Annotated in this window: 25 protein-coding genes; 15 read left to right on the top strand and 10 right to left on the bottom strand. The window is 71.0% G+C overall.

Annotated elements, in window-relative coordinates:
* Positions 1 to 17: 17 nt before the first annotated feature.
* Positions 18 to 1,061: a zinc-dependent alcohol dehydrogenase family protein gene (locus OG361_RS09475; protein ID WP_384576522.1), complete on the top strand. Its 1,044-nt coding sequence runs from the start codon at positions 18 to 20 to the stop codon at positions 1,059 to 1,061.
* A gap of 94 nt (positions 1,062 to 1,155) precedes the next feature.
* Here the strand turns inward: OG361_RS09475 and OG361_RS09470 are convergent, their stop codons facing one another.
* Complete coding sequence (locus tag OG361_RS09470) at positions 1,156 to 2,484, bottom strand: CoA transferase (RefSeq protein ID WP_405852897.1); 1,329 nt, start codon at positions 2,482 to 2,484, stop codon at positions 1,156 to 1,158.
* A gap of 94 nt (positions 2,485 to 2,578) precedes the next feature.
* The gene (locus OG361_RS09465) at positions 2,579 to 4,120 is read right to left on the bottom strand and encodes a S8 family peptidase (RefSeq protein ID WP_405852895.1); all 1,542 of its coding nucleotides are present in this window, start codon (positions 4,118 to 4,120) and stop codon (positions 2,579 to 2,581) included.
* Between the two features lie 273 nt (positions 4,121 to 4,393).
* On the opposite strand from OG361_RS09465, the gene OG361_RS09460 reads away from it, so the two are divergent.
* The 3 genes from OG361_RS09460 to moaA all read left to right on the top strand — a co-directional run bounded on the left by OG361_RS09460 (position 4,394) and on the right by moaA (position 7,559).
* Positions 4,394 to 4,768 (top strand): DUF485 domain-containing protein, encoded by a 375-nt coding sequence (locus OG361_RS09460; protein WP_405852893.1) that lies wholly within the window; start codon positions 4,394 to 4,396, stop codon positions 4,766 to 4,768.
* Positions 4,765 to 6,405 carry a cation acetate symporter gene (locus OG361_RS09455; RefSeq protein WP_405852891.1) on the top strand — a complete coding sequence of 547 codons (1,641 nt, stop codon included), beginning with the start codon at positions 4,765 to 4,767 and terminating at the stop codon, positions 6,403 to 6,405. Before OG361_RS09460 ends, OG361_RS09455 begins: the two co-directional genes overlap by 4 nt.
* A 164-nt stretch (positions 6,406 to 6,569) precedes the next feature.
* On the top strand, positions 6,570 to 7,559 hold the full coding sequence (gene moaA / locus OG361_RS09450) for a GTP 3',8-cyclase MoaA (RefSeq protein ID WP_405852890.1): 990 nt from the start codon (positions 6,570 to 6,572) through the stop codon (positions 7,557 to 7,559).
* Positions 7,560 to 7,571: 12 nt separating this feature from the next.
* Here the strand turns inward: moaA and OG361_RS09445 are convergent, their stop codons facing one another.
* Both OG361_RS09445 and OG361_RS09440 read right to left on the bottom strand, forming a co-directional pair.
* Entirely contained in the window at positions 7,572 to 7,787 is a 216-nt protein-coding gene (locus tag OG361_RS09445; RefSeq protein ID WP_055599883.1) for a hypothetical protein, read from the bottom strand.
* 182 nt (positions 7,788 to 7,969) lie between these two features.
* Entirely contained in the window at positions 7,970 to 8,314 is a 345-nt protein-coding gene (locus tag OG361_RS09440) for a DUF3099 domain-containing protein (RefSeq protein ID WP_405852889.1), read from the bottom strand.
* A 168-nt stretch (positions 8,315 to 8,482) separates the two neighbouring features.
* On the opposite strand from OG361_RS09440, the gene OG361_RS09435 reads away from it, so the two are divergent.
* Positions 8,483 to 8,758, top strand: coding sequence for a GlsB/YeaQ/YmgE family stress response membrane protein (locus OG361_RS09435; RefSeq protein WP_384576502.1), 276 nt, complete (start codon positions 8,483 to 8,485; stop codon positions 8,756 to 8,758).
* 169 nt (positions 8,759 to 8,927) lie between these two features.
* Here the strand turns inward: OG361_RS09435 and tyrS are convergent, their stop codons facing one another.
* The 3 genes from tyrS to OG361_RS09420 all read right to left on the bottom strand — a co-directional run bounded on the left by tyrS (position 8,928) and on the right by OG361_RS09420 (position 13,276).
* Positions 8,928 to 10,202 carry a tyrosine--tRNA ligase gene (tyrS, locus tag OG361_RS09430; RefSeq protein WP_405852888.1) on the bottom strand — a complete coding sequence of 425 codons (1,275 nt, stop codon included), beginning with the start codon at positions 10,200 to 10,202 and terminating at the stop codon, positions 8,928 to 8,930.
* 52 nt (positions 10,203 to 10,254) lie between these two features.
* Positions 10,255 to 11,646: a metallopeptidase TldD-related protein gene (locus OG361_RS09425; RefSeq protein ID WP_405852887.1), complete on the bottom strand. Its 1,392-nt coding sequence runs from the start codon at positions 11,644 to 11,646 to the stop codon at positions 10,255 to 10,257.
* 106 nt (positions 11,647 to 11,752) lie between these two features.
* The gene (locus OG361_RS09420) at positions 11,753 to 13,276 is read right to left on the bottom strand and encodes a TldD/PmbA family protein (RefSeq protein WP_405852886.1); all 1,524 of its coding nucleotides are present in this window, start codon (positions 13,274 to 13,276) and stop codon (positions 11,753 to 11,755) included.
* Between the two features lie 294 nt (positions 13,277 to 13,570).
* On the opposite strand from OG361_RS09420, the gene fabG reads away from it, so the two are divergent.
* From fabG to OG361_RS09405, 3 genes are all read left to right on the top strand, one after another.
* Positions 13,571 to 14,290 (top strand): 3-oxoacyl-[acyl-carrier-protein] reductase, encoded by a 720-nt coding sequence (gene fabG / locus OG361_RS09415; RefSeq protein WP_405852884.1) that lies wholly within the window; start codon positions 13,571 to 13,573, stop codon positions 14,288 to 14,290.
* Between the two features lie 5 nt (positions 14,291 to 14,295).
* On the top strand, positions 14,296 to 15,072 hold the full coding sequence (fabI, locus tag OG361_RS09410; protein WP_384577411.1) for an enoyl-ACP reductase FabI: 777 nt from the start codon (positions 14,296 to 14,298) through the stop codon (positions 15,070 to 15,072).
* A 150-nt stretch (positions 15,073 to 15,222) separates the two neighbouring features.
* On the top strand, positions 15,223 to 15,633 hold the full coding sequence (locus OG361_RS09405; RefSeq protein ID WP_405852883.1) for a hypothetical protein: 411 nt from the start codon (positions 15,223 to 15,225) through the stop codon (positions 15,631 to 15,633).
* Here the strand turns inward: OG361_RS09405 and OG361_RS09400 are convergent.
* Positions 15,578 to 16,291, bottom strand: coding sequence for a FadR/GntR family transcriptional regulator (locus tag OG361_RS09400; RefSeq protein ID WP_405852882.1), 714 nt, complete (start codon positions 16,289 to 16,291; stop codon positions 15,578 to 15,580). The two genes, OG361_RS09405 and OG361_RS09400, sit on opposite strands and share 56 nt — an antisense overlap.
* Positions 16,292 to 16,404: 113 nt before the next feature.
* Here OG361_RS09400 and OG361_RS09395 point away from each other — a divergent pair, with 113 nt between their 5' ends.
* From OG361_RS09395 to OG361_RS09380, 4 genes are all read left to right on the top strand, one after another.
* Positions 16,405 to 17,850: a CynX/NimT family MFS transporter gene (locus OG361_RS09395; RefSeq protein WP_405852880.1), complete on the top strand. Its 1,446-nt coding sequence runs from the start codon at positions 16,405 to 16,407 to the stop codon at positions 17,848 to 17,850.
* A 17-nt stretch (positions 17,851 to 17,867) separates the two neighbouring features.
* Positions 17,868 to 17,984 carry an SGM_5486 family transporter-associated protein gene (locus OG361_RS09390; protein WP_366040753.1) on the top strand — a complete coding sequence of 39 codons (117 nt, stop codon included), beginning with the start codon at positions 17,868 to 17,870 and terminating at the stop codon, positions 17,982 to 17,984.
* A gap of 159 nt (positions 17,985 to 18,143) precedes the next feature.
* On the top strand, positions 18,144 to 18,347 hold the full coding sequence (locus OG361_RS09385) for a hypothetical protein (protein ID WP_405852879.1): 204 nt from the start codon (positions 18,144 to 18,146) through the stop codon (positions 18,345 to 18,347).
* 35 nt (positions 18,348 to 18,382) lie between these two features.
* Complete coding sequence (locus OG361_RS09380; RefSeq protein WP_405852877.1) at positions 18,383 to 18,901, top strand: SixA phosphatase family protein; 519 nt, start codon at positions 18,383 to 18,385, stop codon at positions 18,899 to 18,901.
* A gap of 78 nt (positions 18,902 to 18,979) precedes the next feature.
* Here OG361_RS09380 and serB read toward each other — a convergent pair whose 3' ends face one another.
* Positions 18,980 to 20,194 (bottom strand): phosphoserine phosphatase SerB, encoded by a 1,215-nt coding sequence (gene serB, locus OG361_RS09375; RefSeq protein ID WP_384577423.1) that lies wholly within the window; start codon positions 20,192 to 20,194, stop codon positions 18,980 to 18,982.
* Between the two features lie 265 nt (positions 20,195 to 20,459).
* Between serB and OG361_RS09370 the strand changes: the two genes are divergently transcribed.
* The gene (locus tag OG361_RS09370; RefSeq protein ID WP_405852875.1) at positions 20,460 to 23,063 is read left to right on the top strand and encodes an FHA domain-containing protein; all 2,604 of its coding nucleotides are present in this window, start codon (positions 20,460 to 20,462) and stop codon (positions 23,061 to 23,063) included.
* Positions 23,064 to 23,149: 86 nt separating this feature from the next.
* Here the strand turns inward: OG361_RS09370 and OG361_RS09365 are convergent, their stop codons facing one another.
* Positions 23,150 to 23,932 (bottom strand): transglycosylase SLT domain-containing protein, encoded by a 783-nt coding sequence (locus OG361_RS09365; protein WP_405852873.1) that lies wholly within the window; start codon positions 23,930 to 23,932, stop codon positions 23,150 to 23,152.
* A 431-nt stretch (positions 23,933 to 24,363) separates the two neighbouring features.
* On the opposite strand from OG361_RS09365, the gene OG361_RS09360 reads away from it, so the two are divergent.
* Together OG361_RS09360 and OG361_RS09355 are read left to right on the top strand one after the other, a co-directional pair.
* Positions 24,364 to 25,509, top strand: a complete 1,146-nt coding sequence (locus OG361_RS09360; RefSeq protein WP_405852872.1) for a GAF domain-containing sensor histidine kinase — start codon at positions 24,364 to 24,366, stop codon at positions 25,507 to 25,509.
* Complete coding sequence (locus OG361_RS09355) at positions 25,502 to 26,146, top strand: response regulator (RefSeq protein WP_384577431.1); 645 nt, start codon at positions 25,502 to 25,504, stop codon at positions 26,144 to 26,146. The genes OG361_RS09360 and OG361_RS09355 overlap by 8 nt, the downstream gene beginning before the upstream one ends.
* Positions 26,147 to 26,239 lie beyond the last annotated feature (93 nt).

The following is a 26,239-nucleotide window of genomic DNA, read 5'->3' as shown; positions in this document are numbered from 1 at the left end:
AGCAAGGACCGTCCGCCATGCGCGCCACCACCATCCACGCTCCGTTCGACATGCGCGTGGAGGACGTGCCCGACCCCGTGATCAAGGACTCCACCGACGTCGTCCTGCGCGTGCTGCGCGCCTGCATCTGCGGCAGCGACCTGTGGGCCTACCGCGGCGAGTCCGCCCGGCAGCCCGGCCAGCGCATCGGCCACGAGTTCCTCGGCATCGTCGAGGAGACCGGCTCCGACGTCACCGGCTTCACCGCGGGCGACCTCGTCGTCGCCCCCTTCGTCTGGTCCGACGGCACCTGCGAGTACTGCGCCGAGGGGCTCCAGACCTCCTGCCCGAGCGGCGGCTTCTGGGGCTCGGTCGGCTCCGACGGCGGCCAGGGCGAGGCCGTCCGCGTCCCCTTCGCCGACGGCACCCTCGTCAAGCTCCCCGCCGACGCCGCCTCCGACGACCACCTGCTGACCGCGCTGCTCGCCCTCTCCGACGTCATGGGCACCGGCCACCACGCCGCCCTCGGCGCGGGCGTGACGCGCGGTTCCACCGTCGCGGTCGTCGGTGACGGCGCCGTCGGCCTCTGCGGCGTCCTCGCGGCCAAGCGCCTCGGCGCCGAGCGGATCATCGCCCTCGGCCGGCACACCGCCCGTACCGATATCGCCCGCGCCTTCGGCGCCACCGACGTCGTCGCCGAGCGCGGCGAGGCCGCCGAGGCCGCCGTCCGCGAGCTCACCGGCGGCCAGGGCGCCCACGCCGTCATCGAGGCCGTCGGCACCGAGCAGTCGATGCGCACCGCCGTCGCCATCGCCCGCGACGGCGGCTCCATCGGCTACGTCGGCGTCCCGCACGGCAGCGGCACCGGACTCGACCTCTCGGTCATGTTCGACCGGAACATCGCGCTGCGCGGCGGCGTCGCGCCCGTCCGCGCGTACATCCCGGAGCTGCTCCCGGACGTCCTCGACGGCACCATCGACCCGTCCCCGGTCTTCGACCTGACCGTCGGCCTCGACGGCGTCCCCGGCGGCTACAAGGCCATGGACGAGCGCACCGCCCTCAAGGTCCTCGTCAAGCCGTAGCGACTCGTCAAGCCGTAGCGACTCGTCGAGCCGCAGTCCTCGTCGAGCCGTAGCGACTCGTCGAGCCGGAGCACTCGCCGATCCGTAGCCCTCGTCAGGCCGTGAGCCAGGCGGGGGCGTCGGCCCCCGCGACGCCCGGCGGGCGCGACCAGCCCGCCGGGCCGCCCTCGTACGCGACGGGCGACAGCGCGTGCCGCAGCCGCCCCAGCGGGCCGTCCGTCTCGGTGACGTACCGCTCGGGCTCGTACCGCGGCAGCGCGTGCGTCAGCCAGTGCCCCGTCTGCGCGAGCGCCAGGCGTACGAGCCTGGTCCCGCCCTCCCGGTCCTGCTCGGTCAGCGAGCGCAGCACGGCCGCCGCGAGCAGATAGCCCGTGCCGTGGTCCAGGGCCTGCGCGGGCAGCGTCCCCGGCTCCTCCGCCGAGCCCTCGGTCACGGCGATCCCGGTCGCCACCTGCACCAGGCTGTCGAAGCCGCGTCGCCCGCCCCAGGGGCCGTAGTCGCCCCAGGCGGAGAGCCGTGCGGTGACCAGGCCGGGCCGGTGGAGGTCGAAGCGGTCGAGTGCGCCGGGGCGGTAGCCGGTCACCAGGACGTCGGCCGCGTCCAGCAGCTCGCCGAAGGCGCGGCGGTCCGCGGGGCTGTCCAGATCGAGCGCCGACGTCCGCTTCCCGACGTTCGTGTCGGCGTGCTGGTCGGGCAGTTCGGGGTTGCCCGGCGGGTCGATCCGCAGCACGTCGGCGCCGAGCAGCGCGAGCGTCCTGGTCGCCACGGGACCGGCGATCACCCGGGTCAGATCGAGCACCCGCAGGGGACCGGAGCGGCGCCTGGGCGGGGCCTCGTCGAGCCGCTCCCGGGTCAGCGGCGGCCGCGCCGCCACCTCCCGGCCCTGCTCGTGCGCCGCCCACTGCTCGGGCGTGCGCAGGGCGACGGCCAGGCCCCCGGCCGCGTACACCGCGCTCTCGACCTCGACGGCCCTCCGCTCGCCGATCGCCGCCGCGACCGCCTCGACGGAGCGGGCGGAGTCGGCGGAGTCATCGGCCCCGAGAGCGGCGAGCAACGCCGCCCGGTGGTGCGGGTAGTTGGCATGGGTACGGACCCAGCCGTCGGCCGCCCGCCAGAACCGCGACAGCGGCGCGAAGCTCACCGGCGCCCGCCCGTCGACCCGCAGATGACGCTCGCTCACGAAGGCGGTGGCGACGGCACCGTCGTCCACCCGCACCGGACCCGGCAGCCCCGCCCGCTCCACGGCCGCGAGTCCGGCCACCGCGACCGAGGCCCGGGCCAGGTCCATCACGGGCAGCCGCGCGGGCAGCAGCCCGGAGGTCCCGCCGTACGTCACGCGGTCCACCAGGGCGGGATCGCCGCCGAGGGCCGACCACAACAACTCCGTACCGGTGCGCACCGTGTTGTCCATGTCGTTCTCCATGACCGCACTATGGCACTCAGTGCCATGCAGAGGGCCCTGGTGTGGCACGCCACACCAGGGCCCTCACGCACCGGAGTTCATCCGACCGTCGCGACTAGCGGCGGACGGCGTCCAGCGCGTCGATCAGACCGGCCCCGTAGAAGCCGTTCTTGTTCTTGCCACCCTCGCAGACGGCGTCGATCTTGCCGTCGCCCTCGATGTCGTACGGGTTGGTGCAGGCGCGGTCGTCGGCCTGCGCGTACAGCAGCGCCTTGAGGGCCGCCGGGCTCGCGTAGGGGTGCGTCGACTTGATGAGCGCGAGGACGCCCGCCGCGTGCGGCGCCGCCATCGACGTACCGGCCTTGTAGTTGTAGCCGCCGTTGACCGTGGTCGACAGGATGCGGCCGTTGACCGCCGGGGCGTCCGGGGTCTGGTACTCGGTACGGTCACCGCCGGGGGCGGCGATGTCGATGACACCGAGACCGTAGTTGGAGTAGGACGCCTTGAGGTCCTTGGCTCCGGTCGCGGAGACCGTGACGACACCCGGCAGCATGCCCGGGTAGTCGAGGCACACCTTCGGGTCGATGACCCGGTCGCCCGGCGTGGTGTCGTTCGGGCTGCTGTTGTCGACGATCGAGTCGGCCGCGAGGTCGAACTTCGAGTTGCCGGCCGCCGCCACGTTGACCGTGCCCTTGTGCTCCGCGTAGCGGGTCGCGCGGGTGACCGCCTCGATGAGGGCCTTCTGGTCGTCGTCGTTCTTGCAGGCGAACAGCCACGGGTCGGTGTAGTAGCTGTTGTTCGTGACGTCGACACCGTGCTCGGCCGCCCACACGAAGCCGCAGACCACGGCCTCGGTGTAGAAGAAGCCGTCCGGGTTGGCCACCTTGATGCCGGAGACCTTGACGCCCGGGGCGACACCGGTGATGCCGATGCCGTTCTTGGCGGCGGCGATCGTGCCGGCGACGTGCGTGCCGTGGTCGCTCTCGCCCGGGTTGGGGCGCCACGAACCGGCGGTGGTGTCCGGCTTGCCGGACACGCAGTTGGCGGAGGCCTCGACGTCGAAGTTCGGCGCCAGGTCCGGGTGGGTGTCGTCGACACCCGTGTCGATGACCGCGACGGTCACGCGCTTGCTGCCGAGCGTCTTCTCGTGGGCCTTGTCGGCCTTGATCGCCGGCAGGTCCCACTGCAGGGGCTCCAGCGGGTCCTGCGCGTCCGTCGCCGTGGCCGCGGCGGCCTGGGCCTCGGCCGCGGAGAGCGACTGGGCGCCCTCGTCGACCGACGTGTCGGTCTGGGCGGAGAGCGGGGCGGTACGGGTCGAACCGGCCGACACCACACCACGCGCCTGGCGGATCGTCTTCGCGAACTCGGGGTTCTGCGAGTGGACGACTATCACGCCTATCTGGTCGTACGAGATGACGACCTCGCCGCCCGCGGCGGCGATCGCCTTCTTCACCGAGGCGGCGGTCCAGCGGCCACCCGCGACGTTGACGACGTACGAGAGCTTCGGCCCGTTCGTCGCCACGACGGCTGCCGCCGGTGCGTCGCTCAGCTCCGCGGCGGAGGCGGCGCCGGAGGGAAGGAAGCCGAGCGAGGCCGTGAGCGCGAGACCAGCAGGCAGAGCAAGAGCTCGGCCGCGCCTCGATCCCAGATGAGCCATGGGTTCTCCACATCATCCGTATGTACTGCCCACGCGCGGGTTTGCGCGCGGACAGGTGCATGACGAGTGAAGCTATCGCTGATCTTCCCGGTCCTTCAATGAGTTGAGAAGACTTCATGGAGATCTGTACGAAGAAATCCCTCGCGTGAACCGCTTCGCTTCCGGCTCCGTGCCGTTGGTCAGGGGAGGAGCTCCGCCCGGAGCCCCGGTTCCCGCACCCCTGGTGAGGCCCCCTTGACCATGCCGTCCGCCCCCGCGTCACGAGGAGATTCCGTGGCTACCGAAGCACCGCCGCCGCCCAGAAACGGGACGGAGACCGACCGCGGTCCCGCCGGGCCCACGACGGAGGAGTTCGTCGACGTCCAGGAAAGCCCGGAATTCGGCGAACTGCGCCGTACGTACCGTTCCTTCGCTTTTCCCGTCACGATCGCCTTCATCGCCTGGTACCTGCTCTACGTGCTGCTCTCCAACTACGCGGGCGCCTTCATGGGGACCAAGCTCTTCGGCAACATCAACGTGGCCCTGGTCCTGGGCCTCGGCCAGTTCCTCACCACCTTCCTCATCGCCTGGCTCTACTCGCGGCACGCGGCGAAGAACCTCGACCCCCGGGCCGAGGTCATCAAGTCCCGTATGGAGGGCGACGCATGAGAACCACCGTCCTGCTCGCGGCGGGCAACGCCACCAGTGAGCACCGGCCGCTGATCATCGCCCTCTTCGGCGCCTTCGTCGTCGCGACCCTGATCATCACCGTCTGGGCCGGCCGCCAGACCCGCAGCGCCGCCGACTTCTACGCCGGCGGAGGCCAGTTCACCGGCTTCCAGAACGGCCTCGCGATCTCCGGCGACTACATGTCCGCCGCGTCCTTCCTCGGCATCAGCGGCGCCATCGCCCTCTACGGCTACGACGGCTTCCTCTACTCGATCGGCTTCCTGGTCGCCTGGCTCGTCGCCCTGCTCCTGGTCGCCGAACCGCTGCGCAACTCCGGCCGGTTCACGATGGGCGACGTCCTCGCCTACCGGATGCGCCAGCGGCCCGTCAGGACCGCCGCCGGCACCTCCACCATCGTCGTCTCGATCTTCTACCTGCTCGCGCAGATGGCGGGTGCGGGCGTGCTCGTCTCGCTGCTGCTCGGCATCACCAGCGACGGCGGCAAGATCGCGATCGTCGCCCTCGTCGGCGTCCTGATGATCGTCTACGTGACGATCGGCGGCATGAAGGGCACCACCTGGGTGCAGATGGTGAAGGCCGTCCTGCTCATCGCGGGCACGCTCCTCATCACCTTCCTCATCCTGCTGAAGTTCGACTTCAACCTCTCGCAGCTGCTCGGCGCCGCCGCCACCAACAGCGGCAAGGGCGACGCGTTCCTGGAGCCCGGCCTCAAGTACGGCGCCACCGCCCTCTCGAAGCTGGACTTCCTCTCGCTCGGCATCGCGCTGGTCCTCGGCACCGCCGGCCTGCCGCACATCCTGATCCGCTTCTACACGGTGCCGACCGCCAAGGCCGCCCGTAAGTCGGTCAACTGGGCCATCGGCATCATCGGTGCGTTCTACCTGATGACGATCGTCCTCGGCTTCGGCGCCGCCGCCCTGCTCAGCGGCGACACCATCAAGGCGTCCAACAAGGCGGGCAACACGGCGGCCCCGCTCACCGCTCTGGAGGTCGGCGGCGGTGCCGGCTCCACCGGCGGCGCGATCCTCCTCGCCGTCATCTCCGCCGTCGCCTTCGCCACCATCCTCGCGGTGGTCGCCGGTCTGACCCTGGCCTCGTCCTCGTCGTTCGCGCACGACATCTACGCGAACGTGATCAAGCGCGGGAAGGCCACCGAGAAGGAGGAGATGCGGGCCGCCCGCTGGTCGACCGTCCTCATCGGCATCGTGTCGATCGCGCTCGGCGCCCTCGCCCGCGACCTCAACGTCGCCGGCCTGGTCGCCCTCGCCTTCGCGGTCGCCGCCTCGGCCAACCTGCCGACGATCCTCTACTCGCTCTTCTGGAAGCGCTTCACCACCCAGGGCGCGCTCTGGTCGATCTACGGCGGGCTGATCTCCTCCGTGGTCCTCGTCCTCTTCTCGCCGGTCGTCTCCGGCGGACCGGCCTCGATGTTCAAGGGCGTGGACTTCCACTGGTTCCCGCTGGAGAACCCCGGCCTCGTCTCGATCCCGCTCGGCTTCCTCCTCGGCTGGCTCGGCTCGCTGCTCTCCAAGGAGGAGCCGGACGCGGGCAAGTACGCGGAGCTGGAGGTCAAGTCCCTCACCGGAGTCGGTGTGGCCGCCGCGGTCAAGCACTGACCGGAGCGCAGCGGGCCGTATACGTTCCGCAGCGATCCACCGGCCGCGTCGTAGAGTTCTACGACGCGGCCGCTTCGGTCCCGTGACAATCTGCCCTGCTCGTTGTCGTCGGGCTCACGTAGTCTCGAAGCACACGCATCCGCAAGACGGGGAGGGGGCCCACAGTGCTCATCGACACCTATGGCCGGGTCGCCACCGACCTGCGCGTCTCACTCACCGACCGCTGCAATCTGCGGTGCACGTACTGCATGCCGGAAGAGGGCCTCCAGTGGCTCGCGAAGCCGGATCTCCTCACCGACGACGAGATCGTCCGGCTGATCCGCATCGCCGTCACCGACCTCGGCGTCACCGAGGTCCGCTTCACCGGCGGCGAGCCGCTGCTCCGCCCCGGCCTCGTCGGGATCGTCGAGCGCTGCGCGGCCCTGGAGCCCCGCCCCCGGATGTCCCTCACGACCAACGGCATCGGGCTCAAGCGCACCGCGGCGGCCCTCAAGGCCGCCGGCCTCGACCGGGTCAACGTCTCCCTGGACACGCTGCGCCCCGAGGTCTTCAAGACCCTCACCCGGCGCGACCGCCACCAGGACGTCCTCGACGGCATGGCCGCCGCCCGGGACGCCGGCCTCACCCCGGTCAAGGTCAACGCGGTCCTGATGCCCGGGCTCAACGACGACGAGGCACCCGACCTGCTCGCCTGGGCGATCGCGGAGGGTTACGAGCTCCGCTTCATCGAGCAGATGCCCCTCGACGCCCAGCACGGCTGGAAGCGCGACGGCATGATCACCGCCGGGGACATCCTGGAGTCGCTGCGCACCCGCTTCACCCTGACCGCCGAGGGCGACGACGAGCGCGGCTCGGCTCCGGCCGAGCGCTGGGTCGTCGACGGCGGGCCGCACACGGTCGGCGTCATCGCCTCCGTCACCCGCCCGTTCTGCCGGGCCTGCGACCGGACCCGGCTCACCGCCGACGGCCAGGTGCGCACCTGCCTCTTCGCCACCGAGGAGACCGACCTGCGGGCCGCGCTCCGCTCGGACGCCACGGACGGGGACGTCGCGGACATCTGGAAGAAGGCGATGTGGGGCAAGAAGGCCGGCTCCGGCCTCGACGACCCCAGCTTCCTGCAGCCCGACCGCCCGATGTCGGCGATCGGCGGCTGAGCGAGGAAGGCCTCAGGCCTCGGAGGACTCCCAGTCGGCCAGCGGCACGACGTCCTTGAGGAATCCCCGTACGCCCAGGAACTGGGAGAGGTGTTCGCGGTGCTCCTCGCACGCGAGCCAGGTCTTGCGTCGCTCGGGCGTGTGCAGCTTGGGGTTGTTCCACGCGAGGACCCAGACGGCGTCGGCGCGGCAACCCTTGGCGGAACAGATCGGCTTCTCTTCGCTCACCTGATCATTGTCCAGCAAGGGCGATGCCGGGCAGCCACGGGGGGAGCTGCCCGGCATCGGTCCGTCGCTCCGACGGGGGATGCGGAGCGCGTAGGCAGTATGTCACGGAGCATGGGGTGCGGTGCACTGGAACTTCATGATTGATCTGAGCTTTTCCTGAGGTTTCTGGCCACTGTCCGTGATCAGTTCCGGCCGTGCGGGGGCTCCGCCGTGGCGTCCTCCGGAGCCTCCTGGGCCTCCAGAGCGGGGCGTGTCGGAGTCGGGACGAAGGTGGAGGGAAGGGAGGGAGTCGACTCCCGTCCCGCGTTGGCGATGACCACGGCGATGTAGGGGAGCACGATTCCCAGGGCGAGCGCCACGATCGCCACGTGCCGTTCGACGTTCCACAGTACGGCGGCGGCGATCACGGAGAGCGTTCGGACGGTCATCGAGATGACGTACCGCCGCTGTCGTCCCCGCACGTCGTCGGTGAGCCCCTGACGGGCCCCCGTGATCCGGAAGACCTCGGATCCACCACGCTTCGACATCGCCGTCACCACCCGCAGGTCATGCCGGACCCTCCCCGGTCCGGACCTCTCTCCACCGTACGCCCGCCCTCCCGCGCCGACGAGGCCGGGGCGCGGACGGCGCCGCCCGACATGCGCCGTATGGCCGGTGGGCCGAGACTGGGCCCACATGCGCACAAGGAGGCGACGATGAGTTGGTTGTGGGCGATCATCGTGGGATTCGTCCTCGGTCTGATCGCGAAGGCGATCCTGCCGGGGAAGCAGCAGATCCCGCTCTGGCTGACGACCGTGTTCGGCATTCTCGGCAGCGTGCTCGGCAACGCGGTCGCAACCTGGATCGGTGTCAACGAGACCAAGGGCATCGACTGGACCCGCCACCTGCTCCAGCTGATCGGCGCCGTCGCCGTGGTCGGGGTGGGCGACATGCTCTGGGCCTCGATCAAGGGCAACAGACAACGAGCGTGACCCCGCCGGGGGACCGGAAGACCGGACGACGGGAAGACGGGAAGACGGGAAGACGGGAGACGGGAAGACCGGGAAGCCCGGAAGGCCCGAAGGCGACACCGGAAAAACCGGGAGGCCCGGTACGGCACCTCAGTGCCGTACCGGGCCTCCCGTGCGTGGACCGGGCGAGTCAGCCCTCCGCGCCGGCGAACTCGATCGCCGCCAGGTTCTTCTTGCCGCGTCGCAGCACCAGCCAGCGGCCGTGCAGCAGCTCCTCCGCCGACACCTCGGCGTCCTCGGCGGTGACCTTCACGTTGTTCACGTACGCACCGCCCTCCTTCACCGTGCGGCGCGCACCCGACTTGCTCGGCGCGAGCCCGACCTCGGTGAACAGGTCCACGACCTGGCCCAGCTCGGTCACGCGCGCGTGCGGCAGCTCGGACAGGGCGGCGGCGAGCGTCGCCCCGTCCAGCTCGGCCAGGTCACCCTGCCCGAACAGCGCCTTGGAGGCGTTGATGACGGCCGCGCACTGCTCGGCGCCGTGCACCAGGGTGGTGAGCTCCTCGGCGAGCGCCCGCTGGGCGGCCCGTGCCTGCGGCCGCTCGGCGGTCTGCTGCTCCAGCTCCTCCAGCTCCTCGCGGGACTTGAAGGAGAGGATCCGCATGTACGTCGAGATGTCCCGGTCGTCCACGTTCAGCCAGAACTGGTAGAACGCGTACGGCGTGGTCATCTCCGGGTCGAGCCAGACGGCCCCGCCCTCGGTCTTGCCGAACTTGGTGCCGTCAGCCTTGACCATCAGCGGGGTCGCCAGCGCGTGGACCTCAGCGCCCGGCTCCAGACGGTGGATCAGGTCGAGCCCGGCCACCAGGTTGCCCCACTGGTCCGAGCCGCCCTGCTGGAGCGTGCAGCCGTAGCGGCGGTACAGCTCCCGGAAGTCCATGGCCTGGAGCAGCTGGTAGCTGAACTCCGTGTAGCTGATGCCCTGCTCGGACTCCAGACGCCGGGCGACGGAGTCCTTGGTCAGCATCTTGTTGACCCGGAAGTGCTTGCCGATGTCCCGCAGGAACTCGATCGCCGACAGGCCGGCGGTCCAGTCCAGGTTGTTCACCATGACCGCCGCGTTCTCCCCCTCGAAGGAGAGGAAGGGCTCGATCTGCGAGCGCAGCCGGTTCACCCAGTTCGCGACCGTCTCGGGGTCGTTCAGGGTGCGCTCGGCCGTCGGCCGCGGGTCGCCGATCTGGCCGGTGGCCCCACCGACCAGCGCCAGCGGCCGGTGCCCGGCCTGCTGGAGCCGGCGGACGGTGAGGACCTGCACCAGGTGACCGACGTGGAGACTGGCCGCGGTCGGGTCGAAACCGCAATAGAACGTGACGGGACCGTCCGCGAGAGCCTTGCGCAGGGCGTCCTCATCGGTGGACTGGGCGAAAAGCCCGCGCCACTTCAGCTCGTCGACGATGTCCGTCACGACCGTCAGTCTCCTCAGGTTGTTGGTGGTACGACGACTCAGTCTAGGTGGGTCAGACCCCCTTGCTGACCGAGCTCATGTTGAAGTCCGGCACCCGCAGGGCGGGCATCGCGGCCCGGGTGAACCAGTCGCTCCACTCGCGCGGCAGCGTCTTCTCCGTACGGCCCGCCTCCGTGGCCCGCGACAGCAGGTCCACCGGCGACTCGTTGAACCGGAAGTTGTTCACCTCGCCGACCACCTCGCCGTTCTCGACGAGGTAGACGCCGTCCCGGGTCAGTCCGGTCAGCAGCAGCGTCGCGGGGTCGACCTCGCGGATGTACCAGAGGCAGGTCAGCAGCAGGCCACGCTCCGTCGAGGCCACCATCTCCTCGAGGGAGCGCTCACCGCCGCCGTCCAGGATCAGGTTCCCCGCCCCGGGCGCCACGGGCAAGTGAGTAAGCCCGGCGGTGTGCCGGGTGGTGATCAGGTGGGCCAGGCTCCCGGCCTTCACCCAGTCGATCGGCCCGAGCGGCAGACCGTTGTCGAAGACGGAGGAGTCGTCGCCGGAGGAGTGCGCGATCACGAAGGGCGCGGACTCCAGGCCCGGCTCGTTCGGGTCGCTGCGCAGGGTCAGCGGCAGCGGCGAGAGGGTCTCGCCGAGCCGGGTGCCGCCGCCGGGCTTGGAGAAGACCGTACGGCCCTCCACCGCGTCCCGGGCCATGGACGACCACAGCTGGTAGATCATCAGGTCGGCCACGGCGGTCGGCGGCAGCAGCGTCTCGTACCGCCCGGCGGGCAGCTCGATCCGCCGCTCCGCCCAGCCGAGGCGGGTCGCCAGCTCCGCGTCGAGCGCGGCCGGGTCGACGTCCTTGAAGTCCCGCGTCGAGCGTCCCGCCCAGGCGGAGCGCGAACGGTCGGGGGACTTGGCGTTCAGTTCGAGCGTCCCGTTGGGCTGGTCGTGGCGGAGCCGCAGCCCCGTCGACGTCCCCAGGTAGGCGGAGGTCAGCTCGTGGTTGGCGAAGCCGTAGAGCTCACGGCCGCCGGCCCGGGCGCGGGCGAAGGCCTCGCCGAGCGCCGGGGCGAAGTCGGCGAAGACGGCGGAGGAGGTCTCGGCCGGGGCGTCCGTGAAGTCGGGGGAGGAGGGCACGCCCTCGACCAGCGGCTGCGCGTCCTCGGCGGGCCCGGCGGCACGCGCGGCGGCCTCGGCGGCCCGGACCAGCGGCTCCAGGTCGTCGACGGTCACGGCCGACCGCGAGACGACACCGGAGGCGGTGCCCTGGGCGCCGTCGACGGTCGCGATGACGGTGAGGGTCCGGCCGCGCGTGACACCGTTGGTGGTCAGCGCGTTCCCCGCCCAGCGCAGGTTCGCCGAGGACTCCTCGTCGGCGATGACCACGCACCCGTCCGCCCGGGACAGCTCAAGTGCCCGCTCGACGATCTCGTACGGCTTGCTGACGCGGCTCATCGTCCGGCCTCCTGCGTCGTGTTCAGGCTGTGCTTGCCCGGGGGACACTGCATCTGATTGCGGCTGCGCCGCGGGCCGGACCCCCGGCAGATTCCGTGGCTCGCGCTCATCGTCCGGCCTCCTGCGTCGTGTTCAGAATGTTGACGCCCCGGAAGAGGGCGGAGGGGCAGCCGTGGGAGACCGCGGCGACCTGGCCCGGCTGGGCCTTGCCGCAGTTGAACGCGCCGCCGAGGACGTACGTCTGCGGGCCGCCGACCTGCTCCATCGAGCCCCAGAAGTCGGTGGTCGTCGCCTGGTACGCCACGTCCCGCAGCTGTCCGGCGAGCCGGCCGTTCTCGATGCGGAAGAAGCGCTGCCCGGTGAACTGGAAGTTGTAGCGCTGCATGTCGATCGACCACGAACGGTCGCCGACCACGTAGATGCCCCGCTCGACCCCGCCGATCAGGTCCTCCGTCGACAGACCGCCCGGGTCCGGCTGGAGCGAGACGTTCGCCATCCGCTGCACCGGCACGTGCGCGGGGGAGTCCGCGAAGGCGCAGCCGTTCGAGCGCCCGAGGTCCGTGAGCTTCGCGATCCGCCGGTCCAGCTGGTAGCCGACGAGCGTGCCGTCCTTCACCAGGTCCCAGCTCTGCGCCTCGACGCCCTCGTCGTCGTACCCGATGGTGGCGAGCCCGTGCTCGGCGGTCCGGTCGCCCGTCACGTTCATGATCGAGGAGCCGTACGCCAACTTGCCCAGCTGGTCGAAGGTGGCGAAGGAGGTACCGGCGTAGGCCGCCTCGTAGCCGAGGGCCCGGTCCAGCTCGGTGGCGTGCCCGATCGACTCGTGGATCGTCAGCCAGAGGTTCGACGGGTCCACGACCAGGTCGTACCGCCCGGCCTCGACGCTCGGCGCCCGCATCTTCTCGGCCAGGAGCCCCGGGATCTCGTCCAGCTCCTTGTCCCAGTCCCAGCCGGTGCCCGTCAGGTACTCCCAGCCCCGCCCGACCGGCGGCGCGATCGTCCGCATCGAGTCGAACTCACCGGTCGTCTCGTCGACGGCGACGGCCGTGAGCTGCGGGTGCAGCCGGACGCGCTGCTGGGTGGTGACCGTGCCCGCCGTGTCCGCGTAGAACTTGTTCTCGTGGACGGTCAGCAGCGAGGCGTCCACGTGCGCCACGCCCTCCGCCCGCAGCAGCCGCGTGCTCCAGTCGGCGAGCAGCGCGCTCTTCTCCTCGGCGGGGATGGAGAAGGGGTCGATCTCGTACGAGGAGACCCAGGTGCGCTCGGCGTGCACCGGCTCCGGCGCCAGCTCCACCCGCTCGTCGGAGCCCGCCGCGGCGATCACCTTCGCCGACAGCTTGGCCATGGCGACCGCCTGCGAGGCGACCCGCGCGGCCCCGTCCATGGTCAGGTCGACTCCGGACGCGAAGCCCCAGGCCCCGCCGTGCACCACCCGCACCGCGTAGCCGAGGTCGGTGGTGTCCGAGGAACCGGACGGTTTGGCGTCCCGCAGTCGCCACGAGGCGCTGCGCACGCGCTCCAGGCGGAAGTCCGCGTGCTCGGCGCCGAGCGCGCGCGCCCGGGCGAGCGCCGCGTCGGCGAGCGCCCGCAGGGGCAGCGCGACGAACGAAGGGTCGATCTGATGGACCACGAGCGGCCTCGCTCTCGGTGATCGGAAGACGGGGGTTGGGCTGTCCCGGAAGTCAATCACGGGACGGGTGGCCGGGTGGGCCCATTCGAGTGGCGTCGCGAGCCGCGCGCGGAGTTGCTCCCGGCCGGACCCGCGGGCTCTCCCCGGAGGACCCGCAGGCCACACCCGTACCGCCGCCGAGCTGTAGGGATCCGACAGCGACGCCCCTACGCCACTGTCGGAGGTCGATTCCTCATGTCGGGAGCCTTACCGATAGGTTTTCGGCTACCAGACCGCTATCGAAAGGGTGATCCGTTGAGCCGCTCGGTTCTCGTCACCGGAGGAAACCGGGGCATCGGCCTCGCCATCGCCCGCGCGTTCGCCGAGGCCGGCGACAAGGTCGCGATCACGTACCGCTCCGGCGAGCCGCCGGCCGCCCTGGTCGAACTCGGCTGCCTGCCCGTCAAGTGCGACATCACCGACACGGAGCAGGTGGAGCAGGCGTACAAGGAGATCGAGGAGAAGCACGGTCCCGTCGAGGTCCTCGTGGCCAACGCCGGCGTGACGAAGGACCAGCTCCTCATGCGCATGTCGGAGGAGGACTTCACGTCCGTCCTCGACACCAACCTCACCGGCACCTTCCGGGTCGTCAAGCGTGCCAACCGCGGGATGCTGCGCGCCAAGAAGGGCCGCGTCGTCCTGATCTCCTCGGTGGTCGGTCTGCTGGGTTCCGCGGGCCAGGCCAACTACGCCGCCTCCAAGGCCGGCCTGGTCGGGTTCGCCCGCTCCCTCGCGCGTGAGCTCGGCTCGCGCAACATCACGTTCAACGTCGTCGCCCCTGGTTTCGTCGACACCGACATGACCGCGGTCCTCACCGACGAGCAGCGCGCGGGCATCGTGTCCCAGGTGCCGCTGGGCCGTTACGCGCAGCCGGAGGAGATCGCCGCCGCGGTGAAGTTCCTCGCCTCCGACGACGCCTCGTACATCACTGGAGCCGTCATCCCGGTTGACGGCGGATTGGGCATGGGTCACTGATCACCATGAGCGGAATTCTCGAGGGCAAGCGCATCCTGATCACCGGTGTGCTGATGGAGTCCTCCATCGCCTTCCACACCGCGAAGCTGGCCCAGGAGCAGGGCGCGGAGATCATTCTCACCGCCTGGCCCCGGCCGTCGCTGACCGAGCGCATCGCCAAGAAGCTCCCCAAGCCCGAGAACGTGAAGGTCCTGGAGCTCGACGTCTCCAACGACGAGCACCTCGCGCGCCTGGAGGGCCAGGTCCGTGAGCAGCTGGGCGACCGTCTCGACGGCATCGTCCACTCGATCGGCTTCGCCCCGCAGGACGCCCTCGGCGGCAACTTCCTCAACACGCCGTTCGAGTCCGTCGCCACGGCCATGCACGTCTCCGCCTTCTCCCTGAAGTCGCTGACGACGGCGCTGCTGCCGCTGATGACGGAGGGCGGCGCGGTCGTCGGCCTCACCTTCGACGCGCAGTACGCCTGGCCGCAGTACGACTGGATGGGCCCGGCCAAGGCCGCCCTGGAGGCCACCAGCCGCTACATGGCCCGTGACCTGGGCAAGCAGAACATCCGCTGCAACCTGATCTCGGCGGGCCCGATCGGTTCGATGGCCGCGAAGTCCATCCCGGGCTTCAGCGAGCTCGCGGCGGTCTGGGACAGCCGTTCCCCGCTGGAGTGGAACCTCGCCGACCCGGAGCCGGCCGGCCGCGGTGTCGTGGCGCTGCTCTCCGACTGGTTCCCGAAGACGACGGGCGAGATCGTCCACGTCGACGGCGGTCTGCACGCGATCGGCGCGTAAGCACTCGCGGCTCGGCCGAGGGCCCGTGCGTCTTCCCTGGTGGGAGGGGCGCGCGGGCCCTCTCCGTTCCCCGACTCGAAAAGTCGCGCGAATCACCCCAGACTGGGGCAGAGCGTAATGTTCTGCTGCTGACGGGGAGGAGGTACGGGCATGCGCGCGATACGTCACGGGTTCGGCGCGTTCGCCTCGGTCGCCGTTCTGCTCACCGGGATCGCCGTCGCCGCCGAGGTGCGCGCGGCTCCCGCTCCGGCCGAGGAGCTCCCCGCCGCCGCCCCGGCGGCCGAGGAGCCGGAGAACTTCGGGGCCTCCTGCCGCACCGTCGTCCAGGGCTCCCGCGTCACCGCCCACTGCCAGAACCCGTACCCCCGCACCGACCGCGTCCGGCTGCACGTCGAGTGCGACCGCTGGTGGGACGTCGACACCGACAGCGCCCCCGTCGACGTCGGCCCCGCGGACTACGCCCAGGTCACCGGCCGCTGCTGGAAGGAGGTCCGGTCCGCCTGGGTCACGCACCAGCCGGCGGAACCGGATCCGGAGCCGACGGCGGTTCGGGGCTCTTGAGGCACATGAAGGGGTAGCCGGCCGCTTCCGTCCCGGCCCGCCCCGCGTCGCCCTCGCGGATCGCGTCCACCAGGCGCGCGTGGTCCATGTGGTTCTCCGGGCGCAGCTCCTGCCCGACGTCGCCGCGCAGCCACTCCCGCAGGAGATCGCCCAGGTCCGCGTAGAGCTCCGTCAGCACGTCGTTGCCCGAAGCGGCGACGACCGCGTGGTGGAAGGCCGCGTCGACCGTCACGAACCGCTCCGCGTCACCGGACTCCCAGGCCTCCTCGCGTCGTGCGAGGAGGGCGTCGAGCTGCCTCAGGTCCCGGTCCGTCCGCCGCTCCGCCGCGAAGCGGGCCGCCGCGGACTCCAGGGTCGAGCGCAGCTCGGCCACGTGCCGGGGGTCGGAGCCGGCGAAGCGCCGGTGCATGACGCCCGCCAGCTCGCTGGTCGCGATGACGTACGTCCCCGAGCCCTGACGGATGTCGAGCAGCCCGTTGTGCGCGAGCGCCCGGACCGCCTCGCGCACGGTGTTGCGGGCCACGCCCAGCTGCTCGACCAGCTCGGGTTCGGTCGGGATGCGCGAACCCACCGGCCACTCGCCGGAGGTGATCTGGTTCCGCAGCTCGGCGATCACCTGATCGGAGAGTCCTGCGCGCCGGGGGTGGCCGAGGGCCATGGAGCACCTTCCATTCGTTCGGAACGTCGGAACGTTAGGAACCTTCGGAACCTTCGAAAACGGACACGTTCGCGATTGGACAACCAATCATCCCATGATTCTATGATGGCCTCATGCCTGACGAGCCGAAGCCCCTCGAACCCGCCGCATCACCGGCCCGGACCACCACGCGGGCAGCCATCTCCGCACCGACCGCCGGCGCCCGGAATTCTTCCGTACCGGGGTCCCCGGCAGGCTCGGAGTTCTCGGCGGCTCGCGCGCCCCTTACCGGTTTCGCCGCTTCCTCCTCCCCTGGCGGTACCGCCTCCCGCTGGACCCTCGGGCTCGTCACCGTCGGCCTCGTCCTCGCCGCCCTCAACCTGCGCCCCGCCATCACCAGCCTCGGCGCGCTCCTCGAAGAGGTCAGCGCGGGCCTCCACATGAGCGGCAGCGTCGCGGGCGTCCTCACCTCCGTCCCCCCTCTCTGCTTCGCGGTCTTCGGCATCACCGCCCCGCGCCTCGCCCGCCGCTTCGGCCCCGCCGCCGTCGTCTGCGCGGGCATGGCGGCGATCTTCGTGGGCCTCGCCGTCCGCCCCCTCGCCTCCGGCACGGCCGGCTTCCTCGCCGCCAGCGCCCTCGCCCTCATGGGCATCGCCGTCAGCAACGTCCTGATGCCCGTGATCGTCAAGCGGTACTTCCCCGACCGCATCGGCACCATGACCGGCCTCTACTCCATGGCGCTCGCCCTCGGCACCTCCGTCGCGGCGGCGGCGACCGTCCCCATGACCGAGGCCCTCGGGGACTGGCGGCTCGGCCTCGGCGTCTGGGCCGCCGTCGCCGCGCTCGCCGTCCTGCCCTGGATCCCGCTCGTACGAGACCGCGACCGCGCCGCCGCCCCCCGTACGGGGAAGGCGGCCGCCACCGCCGCTGCGGCCGCCACTCGGGCCACCGCCGCTGCGGCCGCCCCCCGGGCCACCGCCCCGGCCGACGCCGCCGCCGCGCCGCGCGTCACCCGCAGCCGCACCGCCTGGGCCCTCGGCTGCTTCTTCGGCCTCCAGGCCACCAGCGCCTACATCACCATGGGCTGGATGCCGCAGATCTTCCGCGACGCCGGCGTCCCCGCCTCCACCGCGGGCGTGCTCCTCGCCGTCACCATGGTCATGGGCGTCCCGCTCGCCTTCGTCATCCCCCGGCTCGCGACCCGGATGAAGAACCAGGGACCGATCGTCGTCGCGCTCGGCCTCTGCGGCCTCGGCGGCTACACCGGCCTCTTCCTCGCCCCGGCCGCCGGAGCCTGGGCCTGGGCGGTGCTGCTCGGCGTCTCCAACTGCGCCTTCCCGCTCGCCCTCACCATGATCGGGATGCGCTCGCGGACCGGCGCCGGCGTCGTCAGGCTCTCCGCCTTCGCCCAGAGCGTCGGCTACCTCATCTCCATCCCCGGCCCCCTCCTCGTCGGCGTGCTCTACCAGCACAGCGGCGGCTGGGGACTCCCCATCGCGCTCATGGGCGGCCTGATGGTGCCGCAGATGATCGTCGGCACCCTCGCGGGGAGGGACCGGACGGTAGAGGACGAATGCTGAGATGCGAGACTGGCCCCATGCCAGTCCTCGAACCCAATCCCCAGAACGGCCAGAAGAAGCTGCTCGTCGTGCTCGGCGCGATGCTCGGCATCACGGTGGTCATCGCCGTCATCGCCTCCTTCGCCTCACCGTGAACCCCCGGGGTGGGGAAAACCCCCGCATCCCCTAGGGGGTGAGTGTCAGGGTGAACTGGGTGGATCACCTGATGGGCCGGAGAACGCCCGATCCGTACGTTGGGAACAACGCGGAAAACAGTTGCCCAGCCCTCGGTTCCCCAGCCCTCGGAGGCGGCCATGTCGGCCCGTACGCACCCCAGCACCCGGCCCCTGCCGACCGGCGTCGACACCCGGCTGCCCTGGTGGGCGCTGGCCCTCCCCGTGGCCGCGTTCGTCGCCCTGCTGCTGCTCATAGCGGGGCCGGGTGGGGCCCACGCGACCGCTGGTGACCTGGGGGTCGACCGGGTCCTGGAGCACCTCCAGCAAACGCTCGCTCTCTGAGTCACCGCGAGCCGTTTCGTGCAAAGCTGTTGACCATGAGCGTCGACACACCCCGCAGGATCGTGCTGCTCCGACACGCGAAGGCAGATTGGAACGAGGCGTCCGACCACGAGAGGCCCCTCGCCGAGCGAGGCCGCGTGGACGCCCCCGTGGCGGGCCGCAGGCTCGCCGAGACCGGCATCGGCTTCGACCTGGCCCTCTGCTCGACCGCGGTCAGGACCCGTGAGACCTGGAAGCTGGCCGTGCACGCACTGCCGCAGCGCCCCAGGACCGTGTACGAGGACCGGCTGTACGAGGCCTCGCTCGGCGAGCTCATCGCCCTGGTGAACGAGACCTCGGACGAGGTGTCCAATCTCCTGGTCATCGGCCACAACCCCGGGATGCACGGCCTCGCCGACGCCCTCGCGGGCGGGGCCGAGGGAGAAGTCCTGTCGCGCATGAACCGCACCGGCTTCCCGACCTCGGCCTTCGCCGTCCTCGCGTTCAACGGCTCCTGGAAATCGGTGGAGCACGGCGTGGCACGGCTCGTGGACTTCTGGACCCCGCACGCCTGACACCCCGCTCCCGACCCGCCCGTACGCGAAAGGCCCGGCCGTCGTTACGACGACCGGGCCCTCTCCCGTACCTCTGTCTCAGTGCAGCAGGTCCTCGCCGCCGTCGGCGGCCTCGACCTCGTCGCGCGTGATCCCCAGCAGGTAGAGCACGGTGTCCAGGAAGGGCACGTTCACCGCGGTGTCGGCGGCCCGGCGCACCACCGGCTTGGCGTTGAACGCCACCCCGAGCCCCGCCGCGTTCAGCATGTCCAGGTCGTTGGCGCCGTCGCCGATGGCCACGGTCTGCGCCAGCGGCACCCCCGCCTCCGTGGCGAAGCGGCGCAGCAGCCGCGCCTTGCCCGCACGGTCCACGATCTCGCCGGTCACCCGCCCGGTGAGCTTGCCGTCCACGATCTCCAGGGTGTTGGCCGAGGCGAAGTCGAGCCCGAGGCGTTCCTTCAGGTCGTCGGTGACCTGGGTGAACCCGCCGGAGACGACCCCCACCTGGTAGCCGAGCCGCTTGAGGGTACGGATCAGGGTCCGGGCCCCCGGCGTCAGCCGCACCTCGGTGCGGACCTTGTCGACCACCGACGCGTCCAGGCCGGCGAGCAGCTCCACCCGCGCGTGCAGCGACTGCTCGAAGTCCAGCTCACCGCGCATCGCCGCCGCCGTCACCTCGGCGACCTTGTCCTCGCAGCCCGCGTGCGCCGCGAAGAGCTCGATGACCTCGTCCTGGATGAGCGTCGAGTCGACGTCCATGACGACGAGCCGCTGGGCCCGCCGGTGCAGTCCGGCGGAGACCACGGCCACGTCCACCCCGATGGTGTGGGCCTCGATCGCCAGCGCGGTCCGCAGCGGCTCGGTCTCGCAGCCCGAGACGGCGAACTCCACGGCGGTCACCGGATACTTCGCGAGCCGGAAGATACGGTCGATGTTGCCGCCGGTCTCCGCGATCCTGGCCGCTATGGCCGCCGTCTGCTCGGCGGTGAGCGGGTTGCCCAGCACGGTGACGTGCGAGCGTCCCTCGCCCCGGGGACGGTTGTCACCCGTACCGGAGATGATCTCGGCCTGGAGCTTCAGGGACTCGGCCCAGCTGTGCACGGTCGCCCGCAGTTCGCCCTGCGAGGCGACGGTCGGCTCGGTGACGAGCGCGCACAGGACGAGGCGGCCGCGGGAGACGACCTGCTCGATGTCCACGACGTCGACGGAGTAGGCGGCGAGAGTGTCGAAGAGTCCGGCGGTGATCCCGGGACGGTCCTTCCCGAAGATCTTGACGAGAAGGGTGGGAACGTCTGAGGTCTGCGATGCGCTCATGGTGCTTCCACCGTATCGGGCACCGCGTGCCACACGACTCCCCGTCCCGCGTAGCGGACACCCGAGTGGTCGCGCCCTTGCCCCGGAAGGCCCGCACGAGTGCCCCGAAGGGCCCGCACGGGGTGCCGCCGAGGGGCCGAGCCGACCCTTCTCCAGAGTCCTCACACAGCCCGACTTTCGGAGAGGGGACCGGGCCTGAAATAGTTCCCCACGATGTTCGCCATCCCTAGACTCCCTGCGACGGGGGTACATCGGGGGACAAGTAGTGGGGCATGGAGTGCCAGAACTCGTACTGGAATTGAACGGAAGGACCTGGACGCTCGATCCGTCCAGGTCGTACACCCTTGGCCGCGACCCGCAGGGTGACCTGGTCATCGACGACGCCAGGGTCTCGTGGCGACACGCCACCATCAGCTGGGGCGGCCGGAGTTGGGTCATCGAGGACCACGGCTCCACGAACGGCACGTTCGTCCAGGGCCAGCGGATCCACCAGATGGAGATCGGCCCCGGCTCGGCCGTCCACCTCGGCAACGCGACCGACGGCCCGCGGCTGAATCTCGCCGCCGGAGCCCAGGCCGCGCACCAGGCGCACCAGCCGCAGGCCCACGCGCAGGCTCCGACGGCCCAGCCCGCCGCCGCCCACCAGGCCGCACCGGCGCAGGCCGGCGCCCAGGCCGACTGGGCGACGCACCAGGCCCCGCCGCAGCACCAGACGCCGCAGCAGGGCTGGCCGCAGCAGGCCCAGCAGCCCGTACAGCCGCAGGTGCCGCACCAGCAGGGCGGCGGCCACCAGGGCCCCCACGGTCACCAGGGGCACGGCCACCCCGGCGCCGCCGCGGGGGCGTCGTCGGCCTACGCCGACCGCAGCCCCACCACGTTCCACCAGCTGTCCCTCGGCCACGTCATGCGCATCGGCCGTGCCCTCGAGAACGAGCTGGTCGTCTCCGACCTCCAGGTCTCGCGGCACCACGCCGACTTCCACGCGCTGCCCGACGGCCGCTTCGAGATCCGCGACCTCGGCTCGCACAACGGCACGTACGTCAACGGCCAGCCGATCCCCAAGGGCGGCACGGCCGTCCTCGGCCCGCAGGACATCGTCGGCGTCGGTCACTCGACGTTCCGCATCGTCGGCGGCCAGCTCGAGGAGTTCGTCGACACCGGCTCGGTGTCCTTCTCGGCCCGCCACCTCACGGTCACGGTCGACGGCGGCAAGCAGATCCTCAGGGACGTCTCCTTCGGCGTCCCGGAGAAGTCGCTGATCGGTGTCATCGGCCCGTCCGGCTCCGGAAAGTCCACCCTGCTCAAGGCGCTGACCGGCTACCGCCCGGCCAACGAGGGCGACGTCCTCTACGACAACCGGAGCCTCTACAAGCAGTTCGCCGAGCTGCGCCAGCGCATCGGTCTGGTCCCGCAGGACGACATCCTGCACAAGGAGCTGACCGTCCAGAAGGCGCTGCGCTACGCGGCCAAGCTCCGCTTCCCGGGCGACACCGCCACGGCCGAGCGCGAGGCCCGCATCGGCGAGGTGCTGCGCGAGCTCAAGCTCGACATCCACAAGGAGAAGAAGGTCACCTCCCTCTCCGGTGGCCAGCGCAAGCGCGTCTCCGTCGCCCTGGAGCTCCTCACCAAGCCCTCGCTGATCTTCCTGGACGAGCCGACCTCCGGCCTCGACCCGGGCATGGACCGCGATGTCATGCAGCTGCTCCGCGGCCTCGCCGACGACGGCCGCACGGTCCTCGTCGTCACCCACTCGGTGGCCGAGCTCGGACTCTGCGACAAGCTCCTCGTCATGGCGCCCGGCGGCTCGGTGGCGTACTTCGGCCCGCCGGAGGAGGCGCTGAACTTCTTCGGCTACTCCACCTGGGCCGATGTCTTCTCCGCCTTCGAGAACTACCGCGACTACGACTGGGCGGGCCGCTGGAAGGGCTCGCAGCACTACCAGATGTACGCCGCGGACATCGACGCCGTCGCCGCGCAGCCCGTCCAGATGCCGCAGCAGGCGATGGCCCGCCCGCCGAAGCCGCAGGGCTGGGGCTCCCAGCTGTGGACGCTGATCCGCCGCTACGTCTCGGTGATCGCCTCCGACAAGGGCTTCCTCGGCCTGATGGTGATCCTGCCCGCCGTCCTCGGCGCGGTCTCGGTCGTCATCCCGGCCGACTTCGGCCTCGGCTCGCCGACACCGCCGTCCCGCTTCAACGGCGACGCCGGAACGATCATGCTGATCCTCATGGTCGGCATGTGCTTCAGCGGCGCGGCCAACTCGGTCCGCGAACTGATCAAGGAGCGGGTCATCTACGAGAGGGAGCGCGCCACCGGCCTCTCCCGCTCCGCGTACCTGATGTCCAAGGTGATCGTCCTCGGCGTGATCACGGCCTTCCAGGGCGTCATCATCTGCGGCATCGGCTTCTCCACCCGCGCGCTGCCCGCCGAGGGCCTCCTCATGCCCCCGGCCGTCGAGCTCTGCATCCAGGTCATCGCCCTGGGCCTCACCTCGATGATGTTCGGCCTGGTCATCTCCGCGCTGGTGAAGACCGCCGAGAAGACCATGCCGCTCCTGGTCATGTTCGCGATCATCCAGGTCGTCTTCACCGGCATCCTCTTCCAGGTGTACGGCTCGCCCGGCCTGGAGCAGTTCGCCTGGCTGATGCCCTCCCGCTGGGGCATCGCCGGCGCCGGCACCACGCTCGACCTGGCCCGCCTCATGCCGCCGTGGGACCCGAAGAACCCCACCGACACCGACCCGCTGTGGGAGCACACGGCCGGCCAGTGGGGCTTCGACCTCGGCGTCCAGCTGCTCATGGCGGTCGTCTGCTGCGTCGTCGTGGCGCGACTGCTGCGCCGCCACGAGCCCGAGGTCATGCGCAAGTGACCGACTGATCGACCGGTACGCCGAAGGGCGGCACCCCCAGTGCGGGGGGTGCCGCCCTTCGGCGTACGACAGCGGACCGAGTGCGATCAGTACGCGCTGTTGACGTTGTCGATCGAGCCGTAGCGGTCGGCCGCGTAGTTGGCGGCGGCGACGAGGTTGGCGACCGGGTCGTACTGGTCGAACTTGGTGCCCGGGATGTGGTAGGCCTTGAAGGTCGGGTAGATGACCTGCAGCAGGCCCTTCGACGGGACGCCGTTGATGGCGTTGATGTCCCAGTCGTTGATGGCCCGCGGGTTGCCGCTGGACTCACGCATGATGTTCTTGTGCAGGCCGTTGTACGTGCCCGGGATGTTGTGCTTGTCCATGATGAACAGCGCCTCGCGGATCCAGCCGTCGAGGTTGTTCGCGAAGACCGGGGTACGGGCGACGGAACGGCTCGCGGCCGCCTTCGCCGCGGCGCGCTTCTTCGCGTCGGCCTTGGCCTTCGCCGCGGCCTTCGCCTTGGCGGCGGCCTTGGCCTTGGCGTCCGCCTGGGCCTTCGCGGCGGCCTTCGCCTTGGCGTCCGCCTTCGCCTTGGCGGCGGCAGCGGCCTTCGCCTTCGCGTCCGCCTCCTGCTTGGCCTTCAGGCCGACGGTGGTGTGCTGCTCGGTCACGCTGGCCGCGAGGGCCTTCGCCTGCGGGCTGGCGGCGTTGTACGACCAGGCCACCTGCTGCGTACCGGAGAGAGCCTGCGGCTCGGTCTCGGTGGACCCGCCGCCCTGTACCAGGGAGAGGGTGAGCGCGGCGGCGCTCAGAGCGGCGACACCGGCGATCGTGGCCTTGTGGGTCTTCTTCAGACCACGGATGTGGCCAGGGGTGTTCGCAGACATAACGGACTACCTCTTCGAATCGCTGGGGGTCGTCGCTCGGCCGGGGCGGCGCTGCGCCTTCTTCGGCGGCGACGAGGGCAATTCTTAGCGGCAGCAAAATCCCGTGGCAAAGGTGTGACGTACGATCCCGGGTAGTGGATCAGGGGCGTGTGCACGGACCACAGAAGCGCCCTTATGTCCGACTCACCCCACCCTGACCGCCCTCCGGAGGTCCACTAGGGGGCTTCGTAAGTGACCTGGGTCCTATGCCCGGGCTCACATCGGCCACGTAACGAACTCACCGGGCGTTGCGCCAGCAATGCGCACGGTGAGCCCCCTCCTCCCAGCGGAGGACAACGGCCTCCGGGCACTACGACCTAGGTCCCCGGTCCCCCTCCTACGCGGTCCCCGGACGGATACGGACCGTCACCAGTCGCCGGTACGGTGAGGACATGAGCCATCGACCGAGCTCCGGCCTGGCCGCCGTGAGCACCGCCCTGCTGGCGATGAGCCGCCATCTGGAGGTCCGCGACGTCCTCAAGACGATCGTCGCCTCCGCCCGCGAGCTGCTCGACGCCGAATACGCGGCCCTGGGCGTCCCCGACGACCACGGGGGCTTCGCCCAGTTCGTGGTCGACGGCGTCAGCGAGGAGCAGTGGAAGGCGATCGGCCCGCTGCCCCGGCAGCACGGCATCCTCGCCGCGATGCTCCACAAGGCCGAGCCCGAGCGCCTCGCCGACGTCCGCGAGGACCCCCGCTTCGAAGGCTGGCCGGCCGCCCACCCCGAGATGTCCGACTTCCTCGGCCTCCCCGTCAGGGACGGCGACGAGATCCTCGGCGCCCTCTTCCTCGCCAACAAGCGCTGCCCGAAGGAGACCGGCGGCTGCGGCTTCACCGCCGAGGACGAGGAGCTCCTCTCGATCCTCGCCCAGCACGCGGCCATCGCCCTCACCAACGCCCGGCTGTACGAGCGCAGCCGCGAGCTCACCATCGCCGAGGAGCGCTCCCGCCTCGCCCACGAGCTCCACGACGCCGTCAGCCAGAAGCTCTTCTCGCTCCGGCTGACCGCCCAGGCCGCCGCCGCCCTCGTCGACCGCGACCCCGCCCGGGCCAAGGGCGAGCTCCAGCAGGTCGCCGCACTCGCCGCCGAGGCCGCCGACGAGCTGCGCGCCGCCGTCGTCGAGCTCCGCCCCGCCGCCCTCGACGAGGACGGCCTCGTCCACACCCTCCGTACCCACATCCAGGTCCTGGACCGTGCCCACACGGCCCGGGTCACCTTTGAGAGCCCCGGGATCCGAGCACTGCCCGCCGCCCAGGAGGAGGCGGTGCTCCGCGTCGCCCAGGAGGCCCTGCACAACGCCCTGCGCCACGCCGACGCGGAGCTCGTCACCGTCTCCCTCACCCGCAGCGGCCCGGGCGCGCGGCTCACGGTCGCCGACGACGGCAAGGGATTCGACCCGCGTACGGTCCGCAGTGCGGGACGCCACCTCGGCCTGGTCTCCATGCGGGACCGGGCGAGCGGCGTCGGCGGATCGCTCACCGTGACATCGGCCCCGGGCGGGGGCACCACGATCGAGATGGAGGTTCCCGGTGGCTGACAAGCCGATCCGTGTCCTGCTGGTCGACGACCACCAGGTCGTCCGACGAGGCCTGCGCACCTTCCTCGAGGTACAGGACGACATAGAGGTGGTGGGGGAGGCCTCCGACGGCGCCGAAGGCGTCGCCCGCGCCGAGGAGCTCCGCCCCGACGTGGTCCTCATGGACGTGAAGATGCCCGGCACCGACGGCATCGAGGCGCTGAAGCGGCTCCGCGAGCTCGCCAACCCGGCCAGGGTCCTGATCGTCACCAGCTTCACCGAGCAGCGCACGGTCGTCCCCGCGCTCCGCGCCGGAGCCTCCGGATACGTATACAAGGACGTCGACCCCGACGCCCTCGCCGGCGCCATCCGCTCCGTCCACGCCGGACACATCCTGCTCCAGCCCGAGGTCGCCGGCGCACTCCTCAGCCAGGACGACTCCCAGGGCGGTACGGGACGGGGCTCGACCCTCACGGAGCGGGAGCGCGAGGTCCTCGGCCTCATCGCGGACGGCCGGTCCAACCGCGAGATCGCCCGCGCGCTCGTCCTCTCCGAGAAGACGGTCAAGACGCACGTCTCGAACATCCTGATGAAACTCGACCTCGCGGACCGCACCCAGGCCGCGCTCTGGGCGGTCCGCAACGGCCTCACCGACTGATACGCCCCCTGGAGGGCCTCTTGCGCGCCGGGCGCACGACCGTTCAGTCCTTCATACCGTCGTGTGTATGTCCCCCGTTCGGCGCAACCCGAA

This window comes from Streptomyces sp. NBC_00090 (genome assembly GCF_045160815.1).
Taxonomy (GTDB): domain Bacteria; phylum Actinomycetota; class Actinomycetes; order Streptomycetales; family Streptomycetaceae; genus Streptomyces.
This window is presented reverse-complemented; position numbering and strand designations above follow the sequence as displayed.

Coding starts and splice junctions, on each gene's coding strand:
- OG361_RS09440 (WP_405852889.1), bottom strand. CDS start 8,314: ATGTCGAAGCGTGGTGGATCCGAGGTCTTCCGGATCACGGGGGCCCGT.
- OG361_RS09360 (WP_405852872.1), top strand. CDS start 24,364: ATGAGCCATCGACCGAGCTCCGGCCTGGCCGCCGTGAGCACCGCCCTG.
- OG361_RS09380 (WP_405852877.1), top strand. CDS start 18,383: ATGAGCGTCGACACACCCCGCAGGATCGTGCTGCTCCGACACGCGAAG.
- OG361_RS09465 (WP_405852895.1), bottom strand. CDS start 4,120: ATGGCTCATCTGGGATCGAGGCGCGGCCGAGCTCTTGCTCTGCCTGCT.
- OG361_RS09365 (WP_405852873.1), bottom strand. CDS start 23,932: ATGTCTGCGAACACCCCTGGCCACATCCGTGGTCTGAAGAAGACCCAC.
- OG361_RS09470 (WP_405852897.1), bottom strand. CDS start 2,484: ATGGAGAACGACATGGACAACACGGTGCGCACCGGTACGGAGTTGTTG.
- OG361_RS09390 (WP_366040753.1), top strand. CDS start 17,868: ATGCCAGTCCTCGAACCCAATCCCCAGAACGGCCAGAAGAAGCTGCTC.
- OG361_RS09425 (WP_405852887.1), bottom strand. CDS start 11,646: ATGAGCCGCGTCAGCAAGCCGTACGAGATCGTCGAGCGGGCACTTGAG.
- OG361_RS09475 (WP_384576522.1), top strand. CDS start 18: ATGCGCGCCACCACCATCCACGCTCCGTTCGACATGCGCGTGGAGGAC.
- OG361_RS09400 (WP_405852882.1), bottom strand. CDS start 16,291: ATGGCCCTCGGCCACCCCCGGCGCGCAGGACTCTCCGATCAGGTGATC.
- serB (WP_384577423.1), bottom strand. CDS start 20,194: ATGAGCGCATCGCAGACCTCAGACGTTCCCACCCTTCTCGTCAAGATC.
- fabI (WP_384577411.1), top strand. CDS start 14,296: ATGAGCGGAATTCTCGAGGGCAAGCGCATCCTGATCACCGGTGTGCTG.
- OG361_RS09395 (WP_405852880.1), top strand. CDS start 16,405: ATGCCTGACGAGCCGAAGCCCCTCGAACCCGCCGCATCACCGGCCCGG.
- OG361_RS09405 (WP_405852883.1), top strand. CDS start 15,223: ATGCGCGCGATACGTCACGGGTTCGGCGCGTTCGCCTCGGTCGCCGTT.
- OG361_RS09385 (WP_405852879.1), top strand. CDS start 18,144: ATGTCGGCCCGTACGCACCCCAGCACCCGGCCCCTGCCGACCGGCGTC.
- OG361_RS09435 (WP_384576502.1), top strand. CDS start 8,483: ATGAGTTGGTTGTGGGCGATCATCGTGGGATTCGTCCTCGGTCTGATC.
- OG361_RS09455 (WP_405852891.1), top strand. CDS start 4,765: ATGAGAACCACCGTCCTGCTCGCGGCGGGCAACGCCACCAGTGAGCAC.